18 protein-coding genes are annotated in these 18,775 nt (G+C 32.3%); 15 read left to right on the top strand and 3 right to left on the bottom strand.

Annotation, left to right across the window (positions count from 1 at the left end; translation table 11 throughout):
• Window positions 1-32 precede the first annotated feature (32 nt).
• Genes ACY3JO_RS04225 through ACY3JO_RS04200 form a run of 6 tightly spaced genes read left to right on the top strand, consistent with a single transcriptional unit; the run spans window position 33 to window position 6,190 of the window.
• Window positions 33-1,745 (top strand): ABC transporter permease, encoded by a 1,713-nt coding sequence (locus tag ACY3JO_RS04225; RefSeq protein WP_463085565.1) that lies wholly within the window; start codon window positions 33-35, stop codon window positions 1,743-1,745.
• Window positions 1,746-1,766: 21 nt separating this feature from the next.
• On the top strand, window positions 1,767-3,059 hold the full coding sequence (locus tag ACY3JO_RS04220; RefSeq protein WP_463082446.1) for an ABC transporter ATP-binding protein: 1,293 nt from the start codon (window positions 1,767-1,769) through the stop codon (window positions 3,057-3,059).
• Window positions 3,060-3,093: 34 nt separating this feature from the next.
• Window positions 3,094-3,558, top strand: a complete 465-nt coding sequence (locus ACY3JO_RS04215) for a hypothetical protein (protein WP_463085564.1) — start codon at window positions 3,094-3,096, stop codon at window positions 3,556-3,558.
• 4 nt (window positions 3,559-3,562) lie between these two features.
• Entirely contained in the window at window positions 3,563-4,843 is a 1,281-nt protein-coding gene (locus ACY3JO_RS04210) for an NfeD family protein (RefSeq protein WP_463085563.1), read from the top strand.
• The gene (floA, locus tag ACY3JO_RS04205; RefSeq protein WP_463085562.1) at window positions 4,840-5,826 is read left to right on the top strand and encodes a flotillin-like protein FloA; all 987 of its coding nucleotides are present in this window, start codon (window positions 4,840-4,842) and stop codon (window positions 5,824-5,826) included. The genes ACY3JO_RS04210 and floA overlap by 4 nt, the downstream gene beginning before the upstream one ends.
• Window position 5,827: 1 nt before the next feature.
• Window positions 5,828-6,190, top strand: coding sequence for a hypothetical protein (locus tag ACY3JO_RS04200; RefSeq protein ID WP_463085561.1), 363 nt, complete (start codon window positions 5,828-5,830; stop codon window positions 6,188-6,190).
• Here the strand turns inward: ACY3JO_RS04200 and lipB are convergent.
• Complete coding sequence (gene lipB, locus ACY3JO_RS04195) at window positions 6,132-6,839, bottom strand: lipoyl(octanoyl) transferase LipB (RefSeq protein WP_463085560.1); 708 nt, start codon at window positions 6,837-6,839, stop codon at window positions 6,132-6,134. The two genes, ACY3JO_RS04200 and lipB, sit on opposite strands and share 59 nt — an antisense overlap.
• Window positions 6,805-8,193, bottom strand: coding sequence for an MATE family efflux transporter (locus ACY3JO_RS04190; RefSeq protein WP_463085559.1), 1,389 nt, complete (start codon window positions 8,191-8,193; stop codon window positions 6,805-6,807). Before ACY3JO_RS04190 ends, lipB begins: the two co-directional genes overlap by 35 nt.
• 175 nt (window positions 8,194-8,368) lie before the next feature.
• On the opposite strand from ACY3JO_RS04190, the gene ACY3JO_RS04185 reads away from it, so the two are divergent.
• The 3 genes from ACY3JO_RS04185 (at window position 8,369) to pdo (ending at window position 10,955) form a co-directional block, all read left to right on the top strand.
• The gene (locus ACY3JO_RS04185; protein ID WP_463085558.1) at window positions 8,369-9,220 is read left to right on the top strand and encodes an aldo/keto reductase; all 852 of its coding nucleotides are present in this window, start codon (window positions 8,369-8,371) and stop codon (window positions 9,218-9,220) included.
• 74 nt (window positions 9,221-9,294) lie between these two features.
• The gene (gene trxB / locus ACY3JO_RS04180) at window positions 9,295-10,269 is read left to right on the top strand and encodes a thioredoxin-disulfide reductase (protein ID WP_463085557.1); all 975 of its coding nucleotides are present in this window, start codon (window positions 9,295-9,297) and stop codon (window positions 10,267-10,269) included.
• 2 nt (window positions 10,270-10,271) lie between these two features.
• A complete protein-coding gene (pdo, locus tag ACY3JO_RS04175; RefSeq protein WP_463085556.1) occupies window positions 10,272-10,955 on the top strand; it encodes a protein disulfide oxidoreductase in 684 nt (227 codons plus the stop codon).
• On the opposite strand, the gene ACY3JO_RS04170 is transcribed toward pdo, so the two are convergent.
• Window positions 10,952-12,286 carry a bifunctional folylpolyglutamate synthase/dihydrofolate synthase gene (locus ACY3JO_RS04170; RefSeq protein WP_463085555.1) on the bottom strand — a complete coding sequence of 445 codons (1,335 nt, stop codon included), beginning with the start codon at window positions 12,284-12,286 and terminating at the stop codon, window positions 10,952-10,954. The genes pdo and ACY3JO_RS04170 overlap by 4 nt on opposite strands.
• A gap of 172 nt (window positions 12,287-12,458) precedes the next feature.
• Here ACY3JO_RS04170 and ACY3JO_RS04165 point away from each other — a divergent pair, with 172 nt between their 5' ends.
• The 6 genes from ACY3JO_RS04165 to nadC all read left to right on the top strand — a co-directional run bounded on the left by ACY3JO_RS04165 (window position 12,459) and on the right by nadC (window position 18,775).
• Window positions 12,459-14,339: a DUF4914 family protein gene (locus ACY3JO_RS04165; RefSeq protein WP_463085554.1), complete on the top strand. Its 1,881-nt coding sequence runs from the start codon at window positions 12,459-12,461 to the stop codon at window positions 14,337-14,339.
• An 88-nt stretch (window positions 14,340-14,427) separates the two neighbouring features.
• Window positions 14,428-15,033, top strand: coding sequence for a phosphate propanoyltransferase (gene pduL / locus ACY3JO_RS04160; RefSeq protein ID WP_463085553.1), 606 nt, complete (start codon window positions 14,428-14,430; stop codon window positions 15,031-15,033).
• 124 nt (window positions 15,034-15,157) lie between these two features.
• Window positions 15,158-15,445, top strand: a complete 288-nt coding sequence (locus ACY3JO_RS04155; protein ID WP_463085552.1) for a LapA family protein — start codon at window positions 15,158-15,160, stop codon at window positions 15,443-15,445.
• Between the two features lie 12 nt (window positions 15,446-15,457).
• A complete protein-coding gene (nadA, locus tag ACY3JO_RS04150) occupies window positions 15,458-16,351 on the top strand; it encodes a quinolinate synthase NadA (RefSeq protein WP_463085551.1) in 894 nt (297 codons plus the stop codon).
• Window positions 16,348-17,976 (top strand): L-aspartate oxidase, encoded by a 1,629-nt coding sequence (nadB, locus tag ACY3JO_RS04145; protein ID WP_463085550.1) that lies wholly within the window; start codon window positions 16,348-16,350, stop codon window positions 17,974-17,976. Before nadA ends, nadB begins: the two co-directional genes overlap by 4 nt.
• Window positions 17,936-18,775, top strand: coding sequence for a carboxylating nicotinate-nucleotide diphosphorylase (gene nadC / locus ACY3JO_RS04140; RefSeq protein ID WP_463085549.1), 840 nt, complete (start codon window positions 17,936-17,938; stop codon window positions 18,773-18,775). The genes nadB and nadC overlap by 41 nt, the downstream gene beginning before the upstream one ends.

The following is an 18,775-nucleotide window of genomic DNA, read 5'->3' as shown; positions in this document are numbered from 1 at the left end:
CTCTCTCCCTTACGTAAAGGAGGCCAGAGAAAATGCCCAGGCTAATCTGGTCTCCAGTAAAATATCGAAAGTTTTCTGTTGGAGACATAATAATACTCCTCTTTATAGGAAGTATTATTTACTCCATTGCAACCTTAAATACTATCTATTCAAAACCCACCCAACAAATATATCTTGATCTATCTCCCCTAAAACTCCCCCTTTATGCTATCTTTTCGCTTATAAGAATGATCTTCGCTTATATTATTTCTTTAATTTTTACCATTGTATATGCCTATACTGCAGCCTATAAGAAAAACCTGGAAAAGATATTAATTCCTCTTCTCGACATTCTCCAATCCATACCTGTCTTGTCCTTTTTACCACCTGTATTTATGGCAGTAATATCACTTTTTCCTGGCTCCAAAATAGGATTAGAGCTTACATCTATTATATTAATATTTACCGGACAAGTATGGAACATGGTATTTAGTTTTTATCAATCCCTAATCTCCATACCTCGAGATCTTAGAGAAGCAGCTAAGCTTTTAAAGCTAAATCCTTGGCAAAGGTTTTGGAATTTAGAATTACCATATGCTGCTATAGGCCTAATATGGAACAGTATGATGTCCTGGGCTGGGGGTTGGTTTTTCCTTATGGCCTGTGAAATGTTTACATTAACAAATCAAAATTTCATATTACCAGGCATTGGCTCCTATCTATCATTTTCAGCCATAGAAGGAGACTTAACAAAAATATTCTATGGCTTATCTACATTAATTATTGTGATCATTCTTTTAGATCAATTAGTATGGAGACCTCTTATTGCATGGGGACAAAAATTTAAAATAGAATTTATTCAAGATGAAGAAACTTATGAATCAAGAGTATTATTATGGTATCGACGTTCAAGAATATTTGAATTTATAAAAAACCATATCGCTGATCCCTTAAAAGAGAAATTAAACCAATTTTTTGTAAGATATTATACGGAGAAAACTCTAAAATCCCAAAATATATCTATATTTCCAAAGATTTTAAATATTATTGTATCTTCCCTCCTAGGATTATTAGTATTAAGAGGAGTCTTTGGGTTATTCAATCTATTAATTACATTACCTTTAACTATCTGGAAAGAAATTCTTACTGCTGCACTCCTAACTCTTTTAAGAGTATCCTTAGCAGTTATTATTGCTTTATTATGGACCTTACCTTTAGGTATAAAAATTGGAATGAACCCAAAACTTTCTAAAATATTACAACCAATAGTACAAATAGTTGCATCCATTCCTGCAACAGCCATATTTCCTATTATCATTATGTATCTTATAAATCTATCAGGAGGGCTAAATTTAGCAAGTATTATTTTAATGTTATTAGGTACTCAATGGTATCTACTTTTTAATATTATTGCAGGAGGTATGTCTATTCCAAAAGATCTTATCGAAGTTTCCAAACTTCTTAAACTTGATAGAAAAGAACAATGGAAGATACTTATATTACCTTCCATATTACCTTACTTGGTAACTGGTGGTATTACAGCAATGGGAGGAGCATTTAACGCGAGTATTGTTTCTGAATATATAGAATTTCAAAATAAGGTGATAAAAATAAGGGGTCTTGGAGCCTTGATAACTGAAGCTTCAAGTACAGGAAATAATGCTCTCCTTGCTGGAAGTACTATTACTATGGCTATCATGGTGGTAACCATAAACCGTTTATTCTGGAAAAGATTATTTAAGAAATCAGAAGAAATGCTATCATGATCATTAGGAGGTATTTAAACTATGGAACTTCTTAAATTAGAAAATATAACTGTAAGCTTTACCTTTCCAGAGGGCATTGTTACAGTATTAGATAATATTAATTTTACAGTTAATGAAGGAGATTTTTTGGCCCTTTTAGGACCATCGGGATCTGGAAAATCAACCCTACTTAGAATCATAGCAGGACTTATAAAACCTAATAAAGGAAAAGTATATTTTAAGGGTAAAGAAATAAAAGATATAAATCCTGGAGTAGCGATGGTCTTCCAAAATTTTGCTCTATTTCCATGGCTTACTGTCTTAGAAAATGTGGAATTAGGACTAAAGGCAAAAGGTTTGCCCCCTGAAGAAAGGAGAAAAAAGGCTACAGAAGCAATAGATTTAATAGGACTTGATGGTTTTGAGAACGCATATCCTAAAGAACTTTCTGGAGGAATGAGACAGAGAGTAGGCTTTGCTAGGGCTTTAGTAATGGAACCTGATATTCTCCTTTTAGATGAGCCTTTTTCTGCCTTAGATGTATTAACAGCAGAAAACTTAAGAAATGACCTTATTGAATTATGGATAGAAAAAAGAATTCCAACTAAAGCTATAATTTTAGTTACTCATAGTATTGAGGAAGCTGTATATATGGCAGATAGAATCATTTTGTTAAGTAAAGATCCTGGAAGGATAATTAAAGAAATAAGAATAAACATACCTCATTGGAGAGATAAAAAATCTCAAGAATTTTTGGAAATTGTAGATGAAATTTATAGCACCTTGACTGGTAAACCATTGGAAAAGATCTTATGGAAAGAAAAAAGACATATTCACATTCCTGAAGCAAGCGTAGGTTCTATAACAGGATTAGTTGAACTTGTCAATGATTTAGAGGGGAAAGCTGATATATACAAATTAGGAGAGGAACTTCTCATGGACGTTGAAGATTTATTACCTATTGTAGAAGCCTGCGAACTTTTAGGTTTTGCTGAAGTTAAAGAAGGTGATTTAATACTTACTGAGGCTGGTAAAAAATTTGCAGAAGCAGATGTGTTAGAGAGGAAAGAAATTTTTAAAACTTTAGCAATTGAAAAAGTTCCATTCCTAAAGCAGATAGTCAAAGTTCTTCAATCAAAATCAAACCATAAGGTTCCAAGAGCTTTCTTTTTAGATTTATTAAGGAAAAACCTTACACCAAAAGAGGCAGAAAGACAATTAGATACACTCATAGATTGGGGCCGATATGCAGAACTCTTTGAATATGATGATGATAAGGATGAACTCTATTTGCCTGAAACATCAGAATTAATTAATCTTTCTTCGGAAACCTAATTTGTGTTAAAATAAATAATGGGAGGTTAGAATTTTGGAAAATGTTGTTATAAGTAGGATAAGAATATTAACCTTTATATTGACTTATACTTACATTATATCCAATGTTTTTTTTGAAGACTTATTACAATATCTTGTAATATTATCTTCTATATTCTATAGTTTTATTCTTTACTACTTTTCATCCCACAATAAAATAGATGAAAATCTTATCATCTCAGTTTTAGATGAGATCTTTATTATTATTTACCTGTTTACCTTTAAAAATTTTATCTCTAAATTTTTATTTCTCATATATCTTCCTGTAATAAAAGAAGTACTTTTTAGAAGGGATAAAGAAGCATTTCTATTAGGATTTATATGTAATGTAATAATTATTCTTTATTCTTTACAAAATACTCAATTTTTATCTCCCACCATATCCTTTTCTCTTCTTCCTTTTTCCTTTCTTATTCCCTATCTTTCTCTCCATTATACTAAGGAAAAGCCGGGAGGGTAGAAATTTGAAAAAAGAAAAGTTTTTCTTAATTCTTTTTATTCTTCTTCTATGGATTATTTCCATTTCAGTTCCTGCCCAAGATTCAGTATACATAATACCTATTAAAGGAACTATCGAATTAGGGCTTTCTTCTTTCGTAGAAAGAAGTATTAGAGAACATCCAAACGCAAAAGCCTTTATATTTGAAATTGATACATTTGGTGGAAGGGTAGATGCAGCCACAAAGATTAGAGATGCTATCCTTAATACTCCCATAACAACCATTGCATATATAAAAGATAGAGCCTGGTCTGCAGGTGCATTGATAGCACTTGCGTGTGAAAAAATAGCCATATCTCCGTCTGGAAGCATTGGAGCAGCAGAACCGAGACCTGTAGAAGAAAAAATTATCTCTGCTCTTAAAGCTGAGTTCGAGAGTACTGCAAAGAAAAGAGGAAGAGATCCTAAAATAGCAGCAGGAATGGTAGATGCAAGTATCTACATACCTGGTATAAAAGAAAAAGGTAAAATTCTTACATTATACGCAGAAGAAGCCAAAAAATTTAAATTCGCAGATATTATTGCTTCTAATATAGATGATGTACTAAACTTCTTCAAATTAAAGGATACAGATCTTGTAAAGCTTAATCCCACTTGGTCTGAAAATATTGTAAGATTTATAACAGATCCAACAGTATCTAGTATGATTTTGACTATAGGAATGTTAAGCCTTTATGTAGCTATCTTTACTCCTGGATTAGGTGTTCCTGAAATATTAGCTATTGTTTGTTTAGGTCTATTCTTTGGAGGACATTATTTGGCAGGACTTTCGGGACTTGAAACAGTATTATTATTTTTATTAGGGCTTCTGTTAATTTACATAGAGATGCATACACCAGGATTTGGAATCCCAGGAATATTAGGTAGTGTCTCAGTATTTTTTAGTATATATCTTACTATAGCTCAAAAGAGTGGAACCACCCAAGCAATTCTTACAGGGATTTTTGTAGTAGCTTCCCTTATTATATTTCTTATCTTTTACCTTCCAAGAAGCAGATTTTGGAAAATTTTAAACATCCCCCAAGATCAAAAGAAAGATTTAGGATATACTGCAGTTAAAGAAAGAACAGACCTTATTGGAAAAAAAGGAATAACTCTAACGATGTTAAGACCTACAGGCTATATTGAAGTAGATGGAGAAAAATTAGAGGCATATACAGAATCAGAATTCATTGAACCCAATACGGAGATTATAGTGGTAAAAGTAGAGGGAAATAAAATTTTTGTAAGGAGGAGTGAAAAATGAGTTTAGTTTTAGGTTTTCTAATCCTAATTTTAGTTTTAATTTTCTTAGTAATATTCTTTAGTTTTGTTCCCTTAGGACTTTGGATCTCCGCTCTTGCAGCTGGTGTACGAATAAAAGTTACTGATCTTATCGGAATGAGACTTAGAAGGGTACCGCCTGGAATAATAATTAATTCTCTAATTAAAGCTCATAAGGCAGGACTATTAGAAGTCACATTAGATAAGTTAGAAGCTCATTATTTAGCAGGAGGTAATGTGGATAGAGTAGTAAATGCGCTCATCGCTGCACAAAGAGCTGGAATTCCTCTAACCTTTGAGAAAGCTGCTGCTATAGATCTGGCAGGAAGAGATGTCTTAGAAGCAGTACAAATGAGTGTAAATCCAAAGGTTATTGAAACTCCTATAGTTGCAGCTGTGGCCAAAGATGGTATTGAGCTGAAAGCTAAAGCAAGGGTAACTGTAAGAGCTAATATTGAGAGACTTGTAGGAGGAGCTGGTGAAGCTACCATAATAGCAAGAGTTGGAGAAGGTATCGTAACTACAATAGGTTCTGCAGAGAGCTATAAAGAAGTATTAGAAAATCCTGACAGTATATCAAAAACTGTACTTGCAAAAGGATTGGATGCCGGTACTGCCTTTGAAATAGTCTCTATAGACATTGCAGACGTAGATGTTGGAAATAACGTAGGTGCAAGACTAAAAATGGATCAGGCAGAAGCTGATATGAGAATCGCTCAGGCGCAAGCTGAAAGTAGAAGAGCTCTTGCTATAGCAAGAGAACAAGAAATGAAAGCTTTAACTCAAGAAATGAGAGCCAAATTAATAGAAGCAGAAAAAGAAGTACCATTAGCTGTTGCAGAGGCATTAAGAGCTGGTAAAATAGGTGTTTTAGATTACTATACTCTTAAAAACATTATGGCAGATACAGCCATGAGAGAAGCCATATCTAAACTTGGACAAACAAAAGAAGAAGGTAAAGATTAAAATGGAATGGGCTGTATTCTTATACATATTATTTATAGTTCTATCTACCATAGTAAATTATGAAGTTAATAAACTGAAAAAAGCAGTTGTCATTAAACCAACAGAAGAAAAGTTAGAGAAAACATCTAAGACTGAGCCCCCACCAAAAGAAAAAACTAAAGTTATATCTACATTATACTCAGAAAAAACAAGAATAGATAGTAAAACAAAAGAAATTGTTCAAGGAATAAAAACACAAGAAGAGCCTCCATATATAGAGAAAAGCTTGAAAAACAATCTTCTAGAAATTATAGCACTAATAGAGATTATTGGCCCCCCAAGAGCTCTTCAAGGATGGAGTCTTCCACATAAGAGGAAAATTTAATTATTCTAAATTCTGAAAAATAAAATTCTTTAAAAAGGAAGAGACCCATCTTATTTTTCAAATCTTCAAAGTTTACATCACAGTGGGTCTCTTCTTTTATTGATGTTACTTCTTTATCTTTTAAACCACAAGGAATAATAAAAGAGAAAGGAGTCAAATCATTATTAACATTTAGAGCAAAACCATGATAAGAAACTCTTTTTTTAATTGTTACCCCTATGGCAGCAATTTTTTTATTTCCTACCCATACTCCTGGATTTTTGACATCAATCCCCGATTCTATTCCATACTCATCTAATAGCTTTATTAAAGCATTTTCAATTTTAAAGATAAAATCTTTAACTCCTTCAACTCTAAAAATAAAATAACCCACTAATTGCCCTGGACCATGATAAGTTATATCTCCACCTCTATCCACGTGAAAATATTCAATTCTTAAACCATTAAGTTCTTCTTTCGTTTTTAAGAGATTTTCTTCCTTACCAAACTTTCCTAAGGTGATAACTGGATAATGTTCTAACAAAATCAAGGTATCTGGAATTAGATTTTCCACTCTTAAGGAATGCAATTTTCTTTGAAGTTCCCATGCATCTAAATATCTCACTTTGGGAAGATTAAGAATTACTAATTGGCCCATATCTTTTATCAAGTTTTATGCTCACTCTCTCATAATATTTCTTTATTATAAAAATATAAAAACTACAAATTGCCTTGAAAGATATATCTGTAGCCATCGCAATCCAAGCCCCAACAAGTCCTAAACCAAGTTTAATAGAGAGTATATAAGCCAGTGGTATTCTTATTAACCACATACCTAAACCACTATATATCATAGGAATTTTTGAAAATCCTGCTCCTCTTAAAGATCCAGACATTACATTGGCTGTTGCCAAAAAAGGTTGTATTATAGCAATAATTCTTAAAGCAGAACAACTCATTCTAATTACTTCTCTATCTCTGCTAAAAATCTGTACAAAATATTCTGGGACCAAAAATAAAATTACTCCTACTGTACCCATAAGTATTACTGCTCTCTTCCATGCCTCTAACGAGGCTAAAAGAGCTTTTTTATCCTCTTCTGCCCCTTTAAATTGACCTACAAGAGCAGTTACAGCAACTCCAAAAGCAAAACCAGGTTGAAAAGAAAGAGACTCTACATTTAGGGATATTCTATGAGCAGCATAGACTTTTGTTCCCAACTTTAAAACGATAGTCGCATAAAGAAGAGCACCTATATTAAAAAGAAGACTCTCTACTGACGTGGGTATACCTATTCTAAGAATTTGAAAAGCTTTCTCTTTTTCAATTTTTAAAGAAATAAATCTAAAAGATTTAAAAAGCCTATTTTTATTATAGATTACAAGAAAAAGTACAATAACCCCCAAAAATCTTGAAATACTTGTTGCCAAAGCAGCCCCAGCAACTTCCATTTTTGGAAAACCCAATTTCCCAAAAACAAAAACATAATCAAGAAATATATTAATACTATTTGAAAAAATTGTTATATAAAGAGGTGTTCTTGTATCACCAGCTCCCCTTAAAGCAGATGAAATTATATTCATATAGACCATAAGAATACCGGGAACAAGAATATATCTCAAATATAGAGATGTTTGTTTCAAAAGCTCCCCCTTAGCTCCTAAAATCCTTAAGGTCTCATCTATACCAAATATGGCATAAAACAAAATTAAAATTGATAAATATAAACCAATATTTAAAGAAATTTGTAAATAATCAGATAAATCTTTATATCTCTTTGCTCCTACACTATAAGCCACCATCACCATTGTACCCGTAGTAAGAGCTGAAATTATAGCAAGGATTACATTAATTATCTGCATGCCAAAACCCACAGCGGCTAAAGCAGTTGCGCCTAAAAATCCAACAAAGATCATATCAACAAAACTAAATAGTAGTTGAAAAAGGTTCTCAAAAAGGACGGGTATAGCAAGAGTAATTACTTTTTTACCTATTTCTTTTCTTTCTTCATAGTCAAGCCCCATCGCTTTTTAAAGTCTCCTTTTACTATTTATCCCTCTAACTAAGAGAGAGGCTGGAAGAACTTTTTCTTTCCAGCCTCTCATAAGGAGGGGGGTGTGAGTAATATTATAATAAAAATCTCTATTTTTTGTAAAGAAAAAATAAAGTAAAATAAAAAAAACAAAGGGGGTTAAAAAGATGATCCAGAAAAGATATTACGGAAAAAATAAAGAAACTCTTTCCATAATAGGCTTTGGTGGAATATTAGTAATGAATGAAGATCAAGAAACAGCAAATAGGAGAGTTTCAGAAGCTATAGAGTTTGGTATAAATTATTTTGATGTCGCACCTTCATATGGAGATGCAGAAGATAAACTTGGTCCAGCTATCAAAGGAAAACGAGACAGAATATTTCTAGCTTGCAAAACCATGCAAAGAGATAAAGAAGGAGCTTTAGAAGAACTAAAAAGATCTCTAAAGAAATTAAATTCCAATTACTTTGATATATATCAGCTTCATGCTATGACTACTGAGGATGATTTCCAAAAAGTCATAGGCCCTAATGGAGCCTTAGAAGCTTTTTTAAAAGCAAAGGATGAAGGTTTAATTCGTTATATAGGTTTTTCCGCTCATTCTGCAGATATAGCATTAAAATTATTAGATGTATTTAATTTTGATTCTATTTTATTTCCCATAAATTGGGTATGCTATTTCAATGGTAATTTTGGTCCACAAGTAATTGAAAAAGCTAAAGAAAAAGGTATCACTATTTTAGCTTTAAAAGCCATGGCAAAAACTTTTATTCCTGAAGGACAAGAAAAAAAATATCCTAAATGTTGGTATGAACCTGTTGATAATAAGGAACTTGCACAATTAGCATTAAGATTCACCCTCTCCCAAAATATAGCAGCAGCTATACCTCCAGGGGAATATAAGTTTTTTCAATGGGCAATAGAGGTTGGAATGAATTTTAATCCTATTACTCAAGAGGAGTTAGAGTATTTAAAAAAACTTGCATTAAATATAGAACCAATTTTTAAAGTTTCTTAATATACTATATCTTGAATTTTTAGATATTTCTGATATACTCCATATGGTATATATAAAGGAGGTGATAGTAAAATATGGATTTTATTTCTCTTATAAAGCCTATGGATAAAATTGAAGAAGAGCAAGAGGTAATAATATTAGGAGGAGGACCGGCAGGACTTACTGCAGGTATTTATGCTGGAAGAAACTTATGGAAGACCTTGATTATTGAAAAAGCAATAGTAGGAGGAAATACAGCCTTAACTGAAAAAATTGACAATTACCCTGGATTCCCTGAGGGAATAACAGGAGAAGAGTTAGTTAAAAGAATGGAAATCCAAGCAAAAAAATTTGGTTCTAAAATATTAGAGGCAGATGTTCTCAATTTTCGTATCGATGGCATATGGAAAATTATTGAAACATCAAATGGTATATATAGAGCTCCAACCCTTATTATAGCAACAGGAACAAGACCAAGAAAATTAGAAGTACCAGGAGAAGAAGAATTCACAGGAAAAGGTGTCTCTTATTGTGCTGTATGCGATGGAGCATTCTTTACAGGTAAAAGAGTAGCAGTGATAGGAGGAGGAGACTCCGCTGTTGAAGAAGCCGTCTACCTAACGAGATTTTCAGAAGAAGTAATATTAATTCACAGAAGAGATACTTTAAGAGCTGAAAAGATTACACAACAAAAAGCCTTTTCCAATCCTAAAATTAAGTTTTTATGGAGTCATATAGTAAAGGCTATTGAGGGTGATAAAAAAGTGGAAAGATTAATATTACAAGATTTAAAAACCAATGAGATTAAACAATTACCGATAGATGGAGTCTTTATCTATGTTGGACTAATACCAAATACAGAAATTTTTAAAGATATTTTGAATTTAGATAAAGATGGTTTTATAATAACAAATGAAAAGATGCATACTTCAGTACCAGGTATATATGCTGCTGGAGATGTACGCGGAAAAGTATTAAGACAAATAGTAACTGCAGTTGCAGATGGTGCTATAGCAGGCATAGAAGCAAGTAAATTCTTAGAAGATATTAAATATAATAAGGAGGTATAATAATGGCTCTTTTAAAAGAAGAGGATCGTCAGTATTTAGAAAATCTTTTTAGGGAAAATCTAAAAGATAAAGTAAAAATAATATTATTCAGTGAAAAGGCTGCAGGAAGCAAACTTGTAGTTCCAGGAAGAATAGAATGCCCCTATTGTCAACAAACAAGAGAAATTTTGGAAGAATTAACTGGACTTTCTAATCTATTAGAACTTGAGGTGCATGATTTCCTCACAGATGAGATTATTGCTAAAAAATATAATGTGGATAAAATACCTGCCATACTTTTTGATAAAAATAATAATGTGTTAGGAGTAAGGTATTTTGGAATACCATCAGGTTATGAGTTTTCAAGTTTAATAGAGGACATTATTGATATTTCGAGAGGAGAAACTCAACTTTCTCCTACAACAAAGTCATTTCTTAAGACAGTAGATAAACCTGTACACATACAAGTTTTTGTCACACCTACGTGTCCATATTGTCCAAGGGCTGTAAGATTAGTCCACCAATTTGCTATGGAGAATCCATTAATCACAGCAGATATGATTGAAGCAATTGAATTCCCACATTTAGCAGAAAAATATGAAGTAACAGGGGTACCAAAAACCATAATCAATGAAAAGGTTGAGATAGAAGGTGCTGTCCCTGAAAATGTTTTTCTCGAATATTTTAAATCTGCTCTAAAAGATTAGTCTAATTTACCAAAGAAATAGTCTAAAGCCTCACCTACTAAATACAAAGATCCAGTAATTAATATTAAGTCAGTAGGTGAGGCATTCTTTATCACATCTTCATATGCTTCTTTGAAATCTACATAAGAAAAAGCATCTTTTACAGAGAAGCTGTTTACTATTTGCGAAAGTTCATCAGGAGTTCTTGTTCTATTAGTGGGTAATGGAACAAAATGATAGCTATAAACCAATGGATCTAAAGTAGAGACAAAACCTAAAGCATCCTTATCTTTCATCATACCGCAGATTAGAAATAATTTATCATATTTTATATATTCTGTTATAGTATCCTTAAGAGCTTTAGCAGAAGAGATATTATGAGCACCATCTAAAACTACCATTGGATTTTCCTTTAAAATTTGAAATCTACCTTTCCATTCAATCTTTGAAAAACCATTTTTTATACTCTCATTATCAATATCAATAAAATATTTTGATTTTAAAACTTCCAAAACTCCATAAGCAGTAACAGCATTAATTATCTGATGATTACCCAATAAAGGGATAAAATATATTTTTTCATATGAACCATCATTTATTGAAAATTCCTGCCCCAAATTACTAAATGACAATCTTTTCCAACTATATTTTTCATCTATTTTAATTATAGGAGCCTTTCTTTCAGTAGCCACTTTTTTAACCACATTCCACGCCTCTTCCTCTTGTAAAGATGAGATTACTGGTATATTTTCCTTGATAATGCCAGCCTTTTCAAAAGCTATTTGGGATAAAGTGTTTCCTAAAATATGCATATGATCATAACCTATAGGAGTAATTACAGATACTAAAGGGAATATAACATTGGTAGCATCTAACCTTCCTCCTAATCCTACTTCAATAACTGCAAAATCCACCTTTTTGATAGAAAAGTATAGAAAAGACAAAGCTGTTAATATCTCAAAGAAAGTAGGAGAACCATAAATAGGATGCTTCTTGGCTTCTTCAATATAAGGTTTAGCAATATTTACAAGATTAACCAATTCCTCTTCAGAAATTAATCCATGATCAATCCTAATTCTTTCTCTTAAGGTTTGCAAATGAGGTGAAGTATATAATCCCACCCTATATCCTGCTTCTTTTAGTACTGAAAAAATAAAGGCAGATGTAGATCCCTTACCTTTTGTACCAGCTATATGAATAGATTTAAAATTATTTTGGGGATTTCCCATAAGACTTAAAAGATATTTCATTCTCTCTAAATAAAACTTTTTCTCCTCATAAGTTAATTTATCTAAATTTTTCTCATAATTTATAAAACCATATATGTAATCTAAAGCATCCTTATATTTCACTTCCTATTCCTCCCATTTTGATAATCTTTAATTGATTTTAACATCTTTTTGTGATAAATTTATCCTTGAACTAATAAAGGCTCAAAGATGACCAATATTTCCCTCATCAATGAGGATAGAAATATTGGTCTTTGTTTATTTATAAAATGTTAGAAAGGAGAGCGATTAAATTATGCTTAGGGAAGAAGTATCCTATTTTATAGTTCCAAAAGAAGTAGAAGATATCCTTATTTCATGTAAAAAAGTCATAATACCAGAAAAAAGAGAAGAATTTTTTGAGCTCGCTATAGGAGGAAAAGATAATAAAGAATTTGAAGTAAAATACGATGTACCTGGAAAAGGAGAAGTAGTGGAAGCTATAGTAACAAAATGCAAAAATGGAATTGTAATAAATTATCCTGATGTATATATGAGAAGAAGAGATCCAGATAGCTTAGTGGTTGGTGACGAAGGAGATACAGATAAACCTACATTTAAGGAAAGGTTTGGAGAAGATTTTGATACATTAAGAGAAAAAACCTTTGAATGGCTAAAATCACAAGAACTTATAGTCATGCCATTTATGTCTGGTGGAAAAGAATTAGGATACCCTTCCCTATTAATTTGCCCTTCTAACGCTGCTTTTTTTGCTGGAGCACTTGCTGATATTCAAGGTTTCATACCTAAAAGCCAAATCAGAACAAATTTCGAGCCTATAGCCATAGTATATGTGGCTCCTCCTTTTAGACATACTCATTTTGGAGGAAAACAAGTCGTAGTACATAATAGAATAAATAACCATCATGAAGTTTTTTCATATAATTTATACCCCGGGCCCAGTGCAAAAAAGGGAATATATGGAGTACTATTAAATATAGGAGAAATGGAAGGCTGGGTTACTGCACATGCCTCAACAGTAAAAATAATAACACCTTATGATAATGTATTAACTATAATGCATGAAGGAGCAAGCGGTGGTGGAAAAAGCGAACTACTACAACAGATGCACAGAGAAAAAGACAACCGAGTACTATTAGGTACAAATATCATTACAGGAGAAAAATTTTATATAGAAATCCAAGAATCTTGTGAAATTTATCCTGTAACTGATGATATGGCAATGTGCCATCCTAAGTTACAAACCAGACGGGGCAAAATGGTAGTAAAAGATGCGGAACAAGGATGGTTTGTAAGATTGGACAATATTAAAAGCTATGGCACTGAGCCTCAGCTTGAAAGACTTACTATACATCCCCCTGAGCCATTAATATTCTTAAATATTGAGGGACACCCTGATGCTACTGCTTTAATATGGGAACATACTATGGACGAACCTGGTAAACCATGTCCAAATCCAAGGGTTATAATCCCAAGAAGATTCATACCTAATATTGTAAATGAACCTGTAGAAATAGATGTAAGGAGTTTTGGTTTTAGAACTCCACCATGTACAAAAGAAAAACCAACATATGGCATAGTAGGTCTTTTTCATGTGCTTCCCCCTGCTATTGCTTGGCTTTGGAGACTTGTAAGCCCAAGAGGATATGATAATCCAAGTGTAACCGATGGGGATTTAATGAGTAGTGAAGGAGTAGGATCTTATTGGCCTTTTGCTACAGGAAAGATGGTAAAACAAGCCAATCTCCTTTTACAGCAAATATTAGATTATCCCAATACTCAATATATACTTGTGCCTAATCAGTATATTGGTGTTTATAGGGTAGGATTTATGCCAGAGTGGATAGTAAGAGAGTACTTAGCTAAAAGAGGAAGTGCTAGATTTAGACCAGAGCAATTAAAACCTGCAAGATGTCCTTTGTTGGGATATGCCTTAGAAATGGTAAAAGTTGAAGGTCACTATATACCAAAGGCATTTCTTCAAGTAGATCAACAACCAGAAGTAGGACCAGAAGCCTATGATGCTGGAGCAGAAATACTTAAAAATTTCTTTAAAAAAGAGCTTAAAAAATTTATGACCTTAGATCTTGATCCTTTAGGGAAAAGAATTATTGAATGTTGCTTAGATGATGGGAGCTTAGAGGATTATATAAAACTAATTCCTCCTCGTAGATAATAAAATATTTTTTCTCTTTTAAAAATTATATATAAGTGGTATAACTATAAATAGAAAAAAGATTTTATATTCGAGGAGGAATATAAAAATGAAAGAAATAAAAGTACCAATAGGTGTGTCTGCACGCCATGTCCACCTCTCTCAGGATGATCTGGAGAGGTTATTTGGGAAAGGTTATGAGTTGCATCCTCATAAACCTTTATCTCAGCCAGGACAATATGCAGCAGAAGAAGAAGTAGAAGTAATTGGGCCTAAAAGATCTCTAAAGTTACGAGTATTAGGACCAACAAGAAAAAATACTCAAGTAGAATTGGCAATTACTGATGCTATTTATTTGGGGATTCAACCAATTCCTCCTATAAGAGACTCTGGTGATGTTGAAGAAACACCTGGAATAAAGATTAGAGGTCCATTAGGAGAAATCGAGATTCCTAAAGGAGTAATTATCGCATGGAGACATATACATACTCCAAAAGATATGGCAGAAGAATTGGGGCTTGTTGATAAGCAGATTGTAGAGGTAAAAGCAGAAGGAGTGAGAGCTGTAGTATTTGAAAATGTCCTAATAAGAGTAAGCGACAAATTTGCTTGGGAATTTCATATTGATACGGACGAAGCAAACGCAGCATTTGTTAAAAATGGAGATATCGCTACAGTCGTCTTTGAACCAGTTAAGCTTTTGCAAAAAACATAGCCCAAAAAAATTAAAATAAAAATTTTTAGAAAAGAGAGGAAGAAAATTAATTTCTTCCTCTCTTTTTATTTATACAATTTTGGATATAATTAATAGGTAAAACGAATTTCAAGGAGGTGATTTTTTGTCCAATTTAATTATCGTACTTCTTTTGGGAATAATTATAGCTTTAATTTTTTCATTTCAAAATCAGACTGAGGTTGTAATCTATTTCATAAATTTAGCTTTTACAACTAAAATTTCTACAGTACTTTTTATTACTTTTGCAATTGGGGTTCTTTTGGCTTTTATTAGTGTAATACCAGTTTTGTTTAAATATAAACGAGAAATATCAAGATTAAATAGAAAGATAAAAGATTATGAAAAACAATTAAAGGTAAATCAAGAGCAACAGAAATCTACAGAAAACTAAGAGGGTGAAAAAATGATAGAGGAAAAGATAAAAAAATTAAAAAAGGAAAGGGATGCCATTATATTAGCTCACAATTATCAACTTCCTGAAGTACAAGATATAGCTGATTTTGTAGGAGATTCATTAGAACTTGCAAGGATAGCAAAGGAAGTGAAAGAAAAAGTAATAATTTTTTGTGGAGTACATTTTATGGCAGAAACTGCTTCTATTCTTGCTCCAGATAAGATAGTAATTCTGCCTGACCTACATGCAGGATGTCCTTTAGCTAATTCTATAACCCCAGAAGATATTTTAAACTTAAAGGAAAAATATAAAGATTATGCTGTTGTTAGTTATATAAATACAACAGCAGAAGTAAAAGCAGTAAGTGACTACATTTGTACCTCTGCCAATGCGGTCTCTGTGGTAGAGAAAATTTCAGAGGATAAAATCATCTTCGTACCAGACCGAAATTTAGGCTATTATGTAAGTAAGCATACTAAGAAAGAAATGATAATTTGGGACGGATTTTGCCCTACCCATCAAAGAATTCTTCCTCAAAATATATTGAAACTTAAAGAAAAACATAAAGATGCTAAAATATTGGTACACCCAGAATGCAGAAAAGAAGTACTAGACTTAGCTGATAAAGTAGCAAGTACAAGTGGAATTATCAAACACGTAAAAGAAGATGATCATCATAGATACATAATAGGGACCGAAGCAGGATTACTACACAGACTAAGAAAGGAAGTTCCAAATAAAGAATTCTTCCTTGCATCCCCACTTGCAGTATGTGCTAATATGAAAAAAATCACATTAGAAAAAATACTATGGTCTCTTGAAGATTTAGCTCCACAAGTAAAGGTACCAGATCATATAAGAGAAAAAGCATTAATACCAATCATGAGAATGCTATCCTTATGATAGATAGATATATTGCTAATTTCAAATCAAAAAGTACAGTAGAAAAATTTGACATAATAATTGTTGGAAGTGGAATAGCAGGCTTAATTTCAGCCTACTATACTCCCCCTCAATTTAAAGTCGGCCTTTTTACAAAAGACAAAATAGAGGAAAGTAATACTTATTATGCCCAAGGAGGAATTGCAGTAGCATTAGCCCCTGATGATTCCCCTGAATTACACTTCAAAGATACTATTTTAGCTGGGGCAGATTTTAATGAGGAAAAAATAGTAAGAATTGTTGTTGAAGAAGGAATAGACAGGGTCAGAGATTTAATAAAATTAGGCGTGAATTTTGATAAAAAAAATGGGCTTTCTTTTACCAAAGAGGCTGCCCATAGTAGGAAGAGAATAATACATGCCCAAGGAGATGCTACAGGATACGAAGTAGCTTGTACTTTAATTAAAAAAATTAAAGATAAGGAGAATATTAGATTATTTGATAATCATATGCTTATTGATATACTAACCCTTGACAATCAAGCTTATGGATGTATCTTTCTTGATTCAGAAACAAACAAAATTTCAATACACCTTAGCAGTTATATTATATTAGCTACTGGTGGAGCAGGACAGTTATACCTTCATACCACTAATCCTCTCATTGCCACAGGAGATGGTATAGTATCTGCTTTTAGGGCAGGAGCAAGAATTATGGATCTTGAATTTTTCCAGTTTCACCCAACAGCCTTAAAAATAGATGCTCCCCAAAGATTCCTTATCTCCGAAGCTGTTAGAGGTGAAGGAGGAAGACTTATAAACTTCTATGGAGAGAGGTTTATGCTTAATTATCATCCTTTGGGAGAATTAGCCCCAAGAGACATAGTCACAAGGGCTATATGCTTTGAAATATTAGAAACGCAAAAAGATGTATATATTGATTTAAGACCAATTGGAGAAAATAAAATAAAGAGAAGATTTCCTAATATATACAAAAAATGCTTGGAATATGGAATAGATATAACAAAAGACCTTGTCCCTATATCACCTGCTGCCCACTATTTTATGGGGGGAATAGAAACTGATGAATATGGAAGAACATCCATAAGAAATTTATATGCTTGTGGAGAAGTAGCTTGTACAGGACTACACGGAGCTAATAGACTTGCCAGTAATTCTCTACTGGAAGGGCTTGTTTTTGGTAAAAGATGTATTGATGCTATATTAAATGATAATCCATCTTTGATCTCAGAACATGATGAAAACCTAAATTTAAAAGAAATTGAAAATGAAAAATCTTTAAAGGAGAAAATACAAAAACTAAAAACTCTTATGTGGGATAAAGTAGGAATTATAAGAGAAGAAAGTAAACTAAAAGAAAGTGAAAGAGAAATAATTGATTTAATGGAAGAGATAAACGGAGTATATATGAAAAATAGAAACTTTTTTGAATACAAAAATATGTTAACCCTTTCTTTATTGATGGTAAGATCAGCTATTCTAAGAAAAGAAAGTCGTGGTGCCCATTTTAGAATAGATTTCCCTACCTCAAAAAAAGAATGGAGAAAACATATAATTTGGGAAAAAGATAAGGAGGTAATATATCGTGAGGTCAATTCCCCACCATCTTTTAAAAAAGATCATTGAAGAAGCTTTAATTGAAGATATTGGTACAGGAGATATTACAACCGACAGTATTGTTCCAGAAGATATGAGATCAAAGGCTATTATTTTGTCAAAAGATGATGGTATTATTGCTGGTCTAATTGTAGCAAAAGAAGTTTTTAAATATCTTGATGCAGATGTAAAATTCAATGAAAAGTGTAAAGATGGTGATTCCATTAGAAGAGGAGACATAATACTTGAAATATATGGAAACACAAGGGCTATACTTTCAGGAGAAAGAACAGCTCTAAACTTTTTACAAAGACTATCTGGCATTGCAACCTATACAAGAAGATGTGTTGATATAGTAAGTCCATACAATGTTAAAATTTTAGATACAAGAAAAACTACGCCCCTCCTAAGAATTCTTGAAAAATATGCAGTAAAGGTTGGTGGAGGAGAAAATCACAGATTTGCACTATACGATATGGTATTAATAAAAGATAATCATATAAAATTTGCAGGAAGTATTACCGAAGCAATCAAAAGAATTAGGAAAAACCTATCTCACATATATAAAATAGAAGTAGAAGTAAAAAATATTGAAGAACTAAAAGAAGCATTAGAAAATAATGTAGATATGGTATTGTTGGATAATATGGATTTAAAAATCATAGAGGAATGTGTAAAAATAGCAAAAGGAAAAGCATTAATAGAGGTTTCAGGAGGAATATCCATAGAAAATTTAGAATCTATTGCTAAATTAGGTGTGGACTTTATATCTATGGGAAAACTAACTCATTCAGTGAAAAGTTTAGATCTAAGCTTAGAAATAGAATAA

The sequence above is a fragment of the Dictyoglomus sp. LHC4 genome, assembly GCF_055181355.1.
The sequence above is the reverse complement of the archived record's forward strand: the minus strand, read 5'-3'. Positions and strand labels throughout refer to the sequence as shown.

Bases quoted from the DNA above. Each gene is read 5' to 3' on its own strand.
- ACY3JO_RS04225 (WP_463085565.1), top strand. From the start codon at position 33: ATGCCCAGGCTAATCTGGTCTCCAGTAAAATATCGAAAGTTTTCTGTT.
- ACY3JO_RS04220 (WP_463082446.1), top strand. From the start codon at position 1,767: ATGGAACTTCTTAAATTAGAAAATATAACTGTAAGCTTTACCTTTCCA.
- floA (WP_463085562.1), top strand. From the start codon at position 4,840: ATGAGTTTAGTTTTAGGTTTTCTAATCCTAATTTTAGTTTTAATTTTC.
- ACY3JO_RS04200 (WP_463085561.1), top strand. From the start codon at position 5,828: ATGGAATGGGCTGTATTCTTATACATATTATTTATAGTTCTATCTACC.
- ACY3JO_RS04190 (WP_463085559.1), bottom strand. From the start codon at position 8,193: ATGGGGCTTGACTATGAAGAAAGAAAAGAAATAGGTAAAAAAGTAATT.
- ACY3JO_RS04185 (WP_463085558.1), top strand. From the start codon at position 8,369: ATGATCCAGAAAAGATATTACGGAAAAAATAAAGAAACTCTTTCCATA.
- trxB (WP_463085557.1), top strand. From the start codon at position 9,295: ATGGATTTTATTTCTCTTATAAAGCCTATGGATAAAATTGAAGAAGAG.
- pdo (WP_463085556.1), top strand. From the start codon at position 10,272: ATGGCTCTTTTAAAAGAAGAGGATCGTCAGTATTTAGAAAATCTTTTT.
- ACY3JO_RS04165 (WP_463085554.1), top strand. From the start codon at position 12,459: ATGCTTAGGGAAGAAGTATCCTATTTTATAGTTCCAAAAGAAGTAGAA.
- pduL (WP_463085553.1), top strand. From the start codon at position 14,428: ATGAAAGAAATAAAAGTACCAATAGGTGTGTCTGCACGCCATGTCCAC.
- nadA (WP_463085551.1), top strand. From the start codon at position 15,458: ATGATAGAGGAAAAGATAAAAAAATTAAAAAAGGAAAGGGATGCCATT.
- nadB (WP_463085550.1), top strand. From the start codon at position 16,348: ATGATAGATAGATATATTGCTAATTTCAAATCAAAAAGTACAGTAGAA.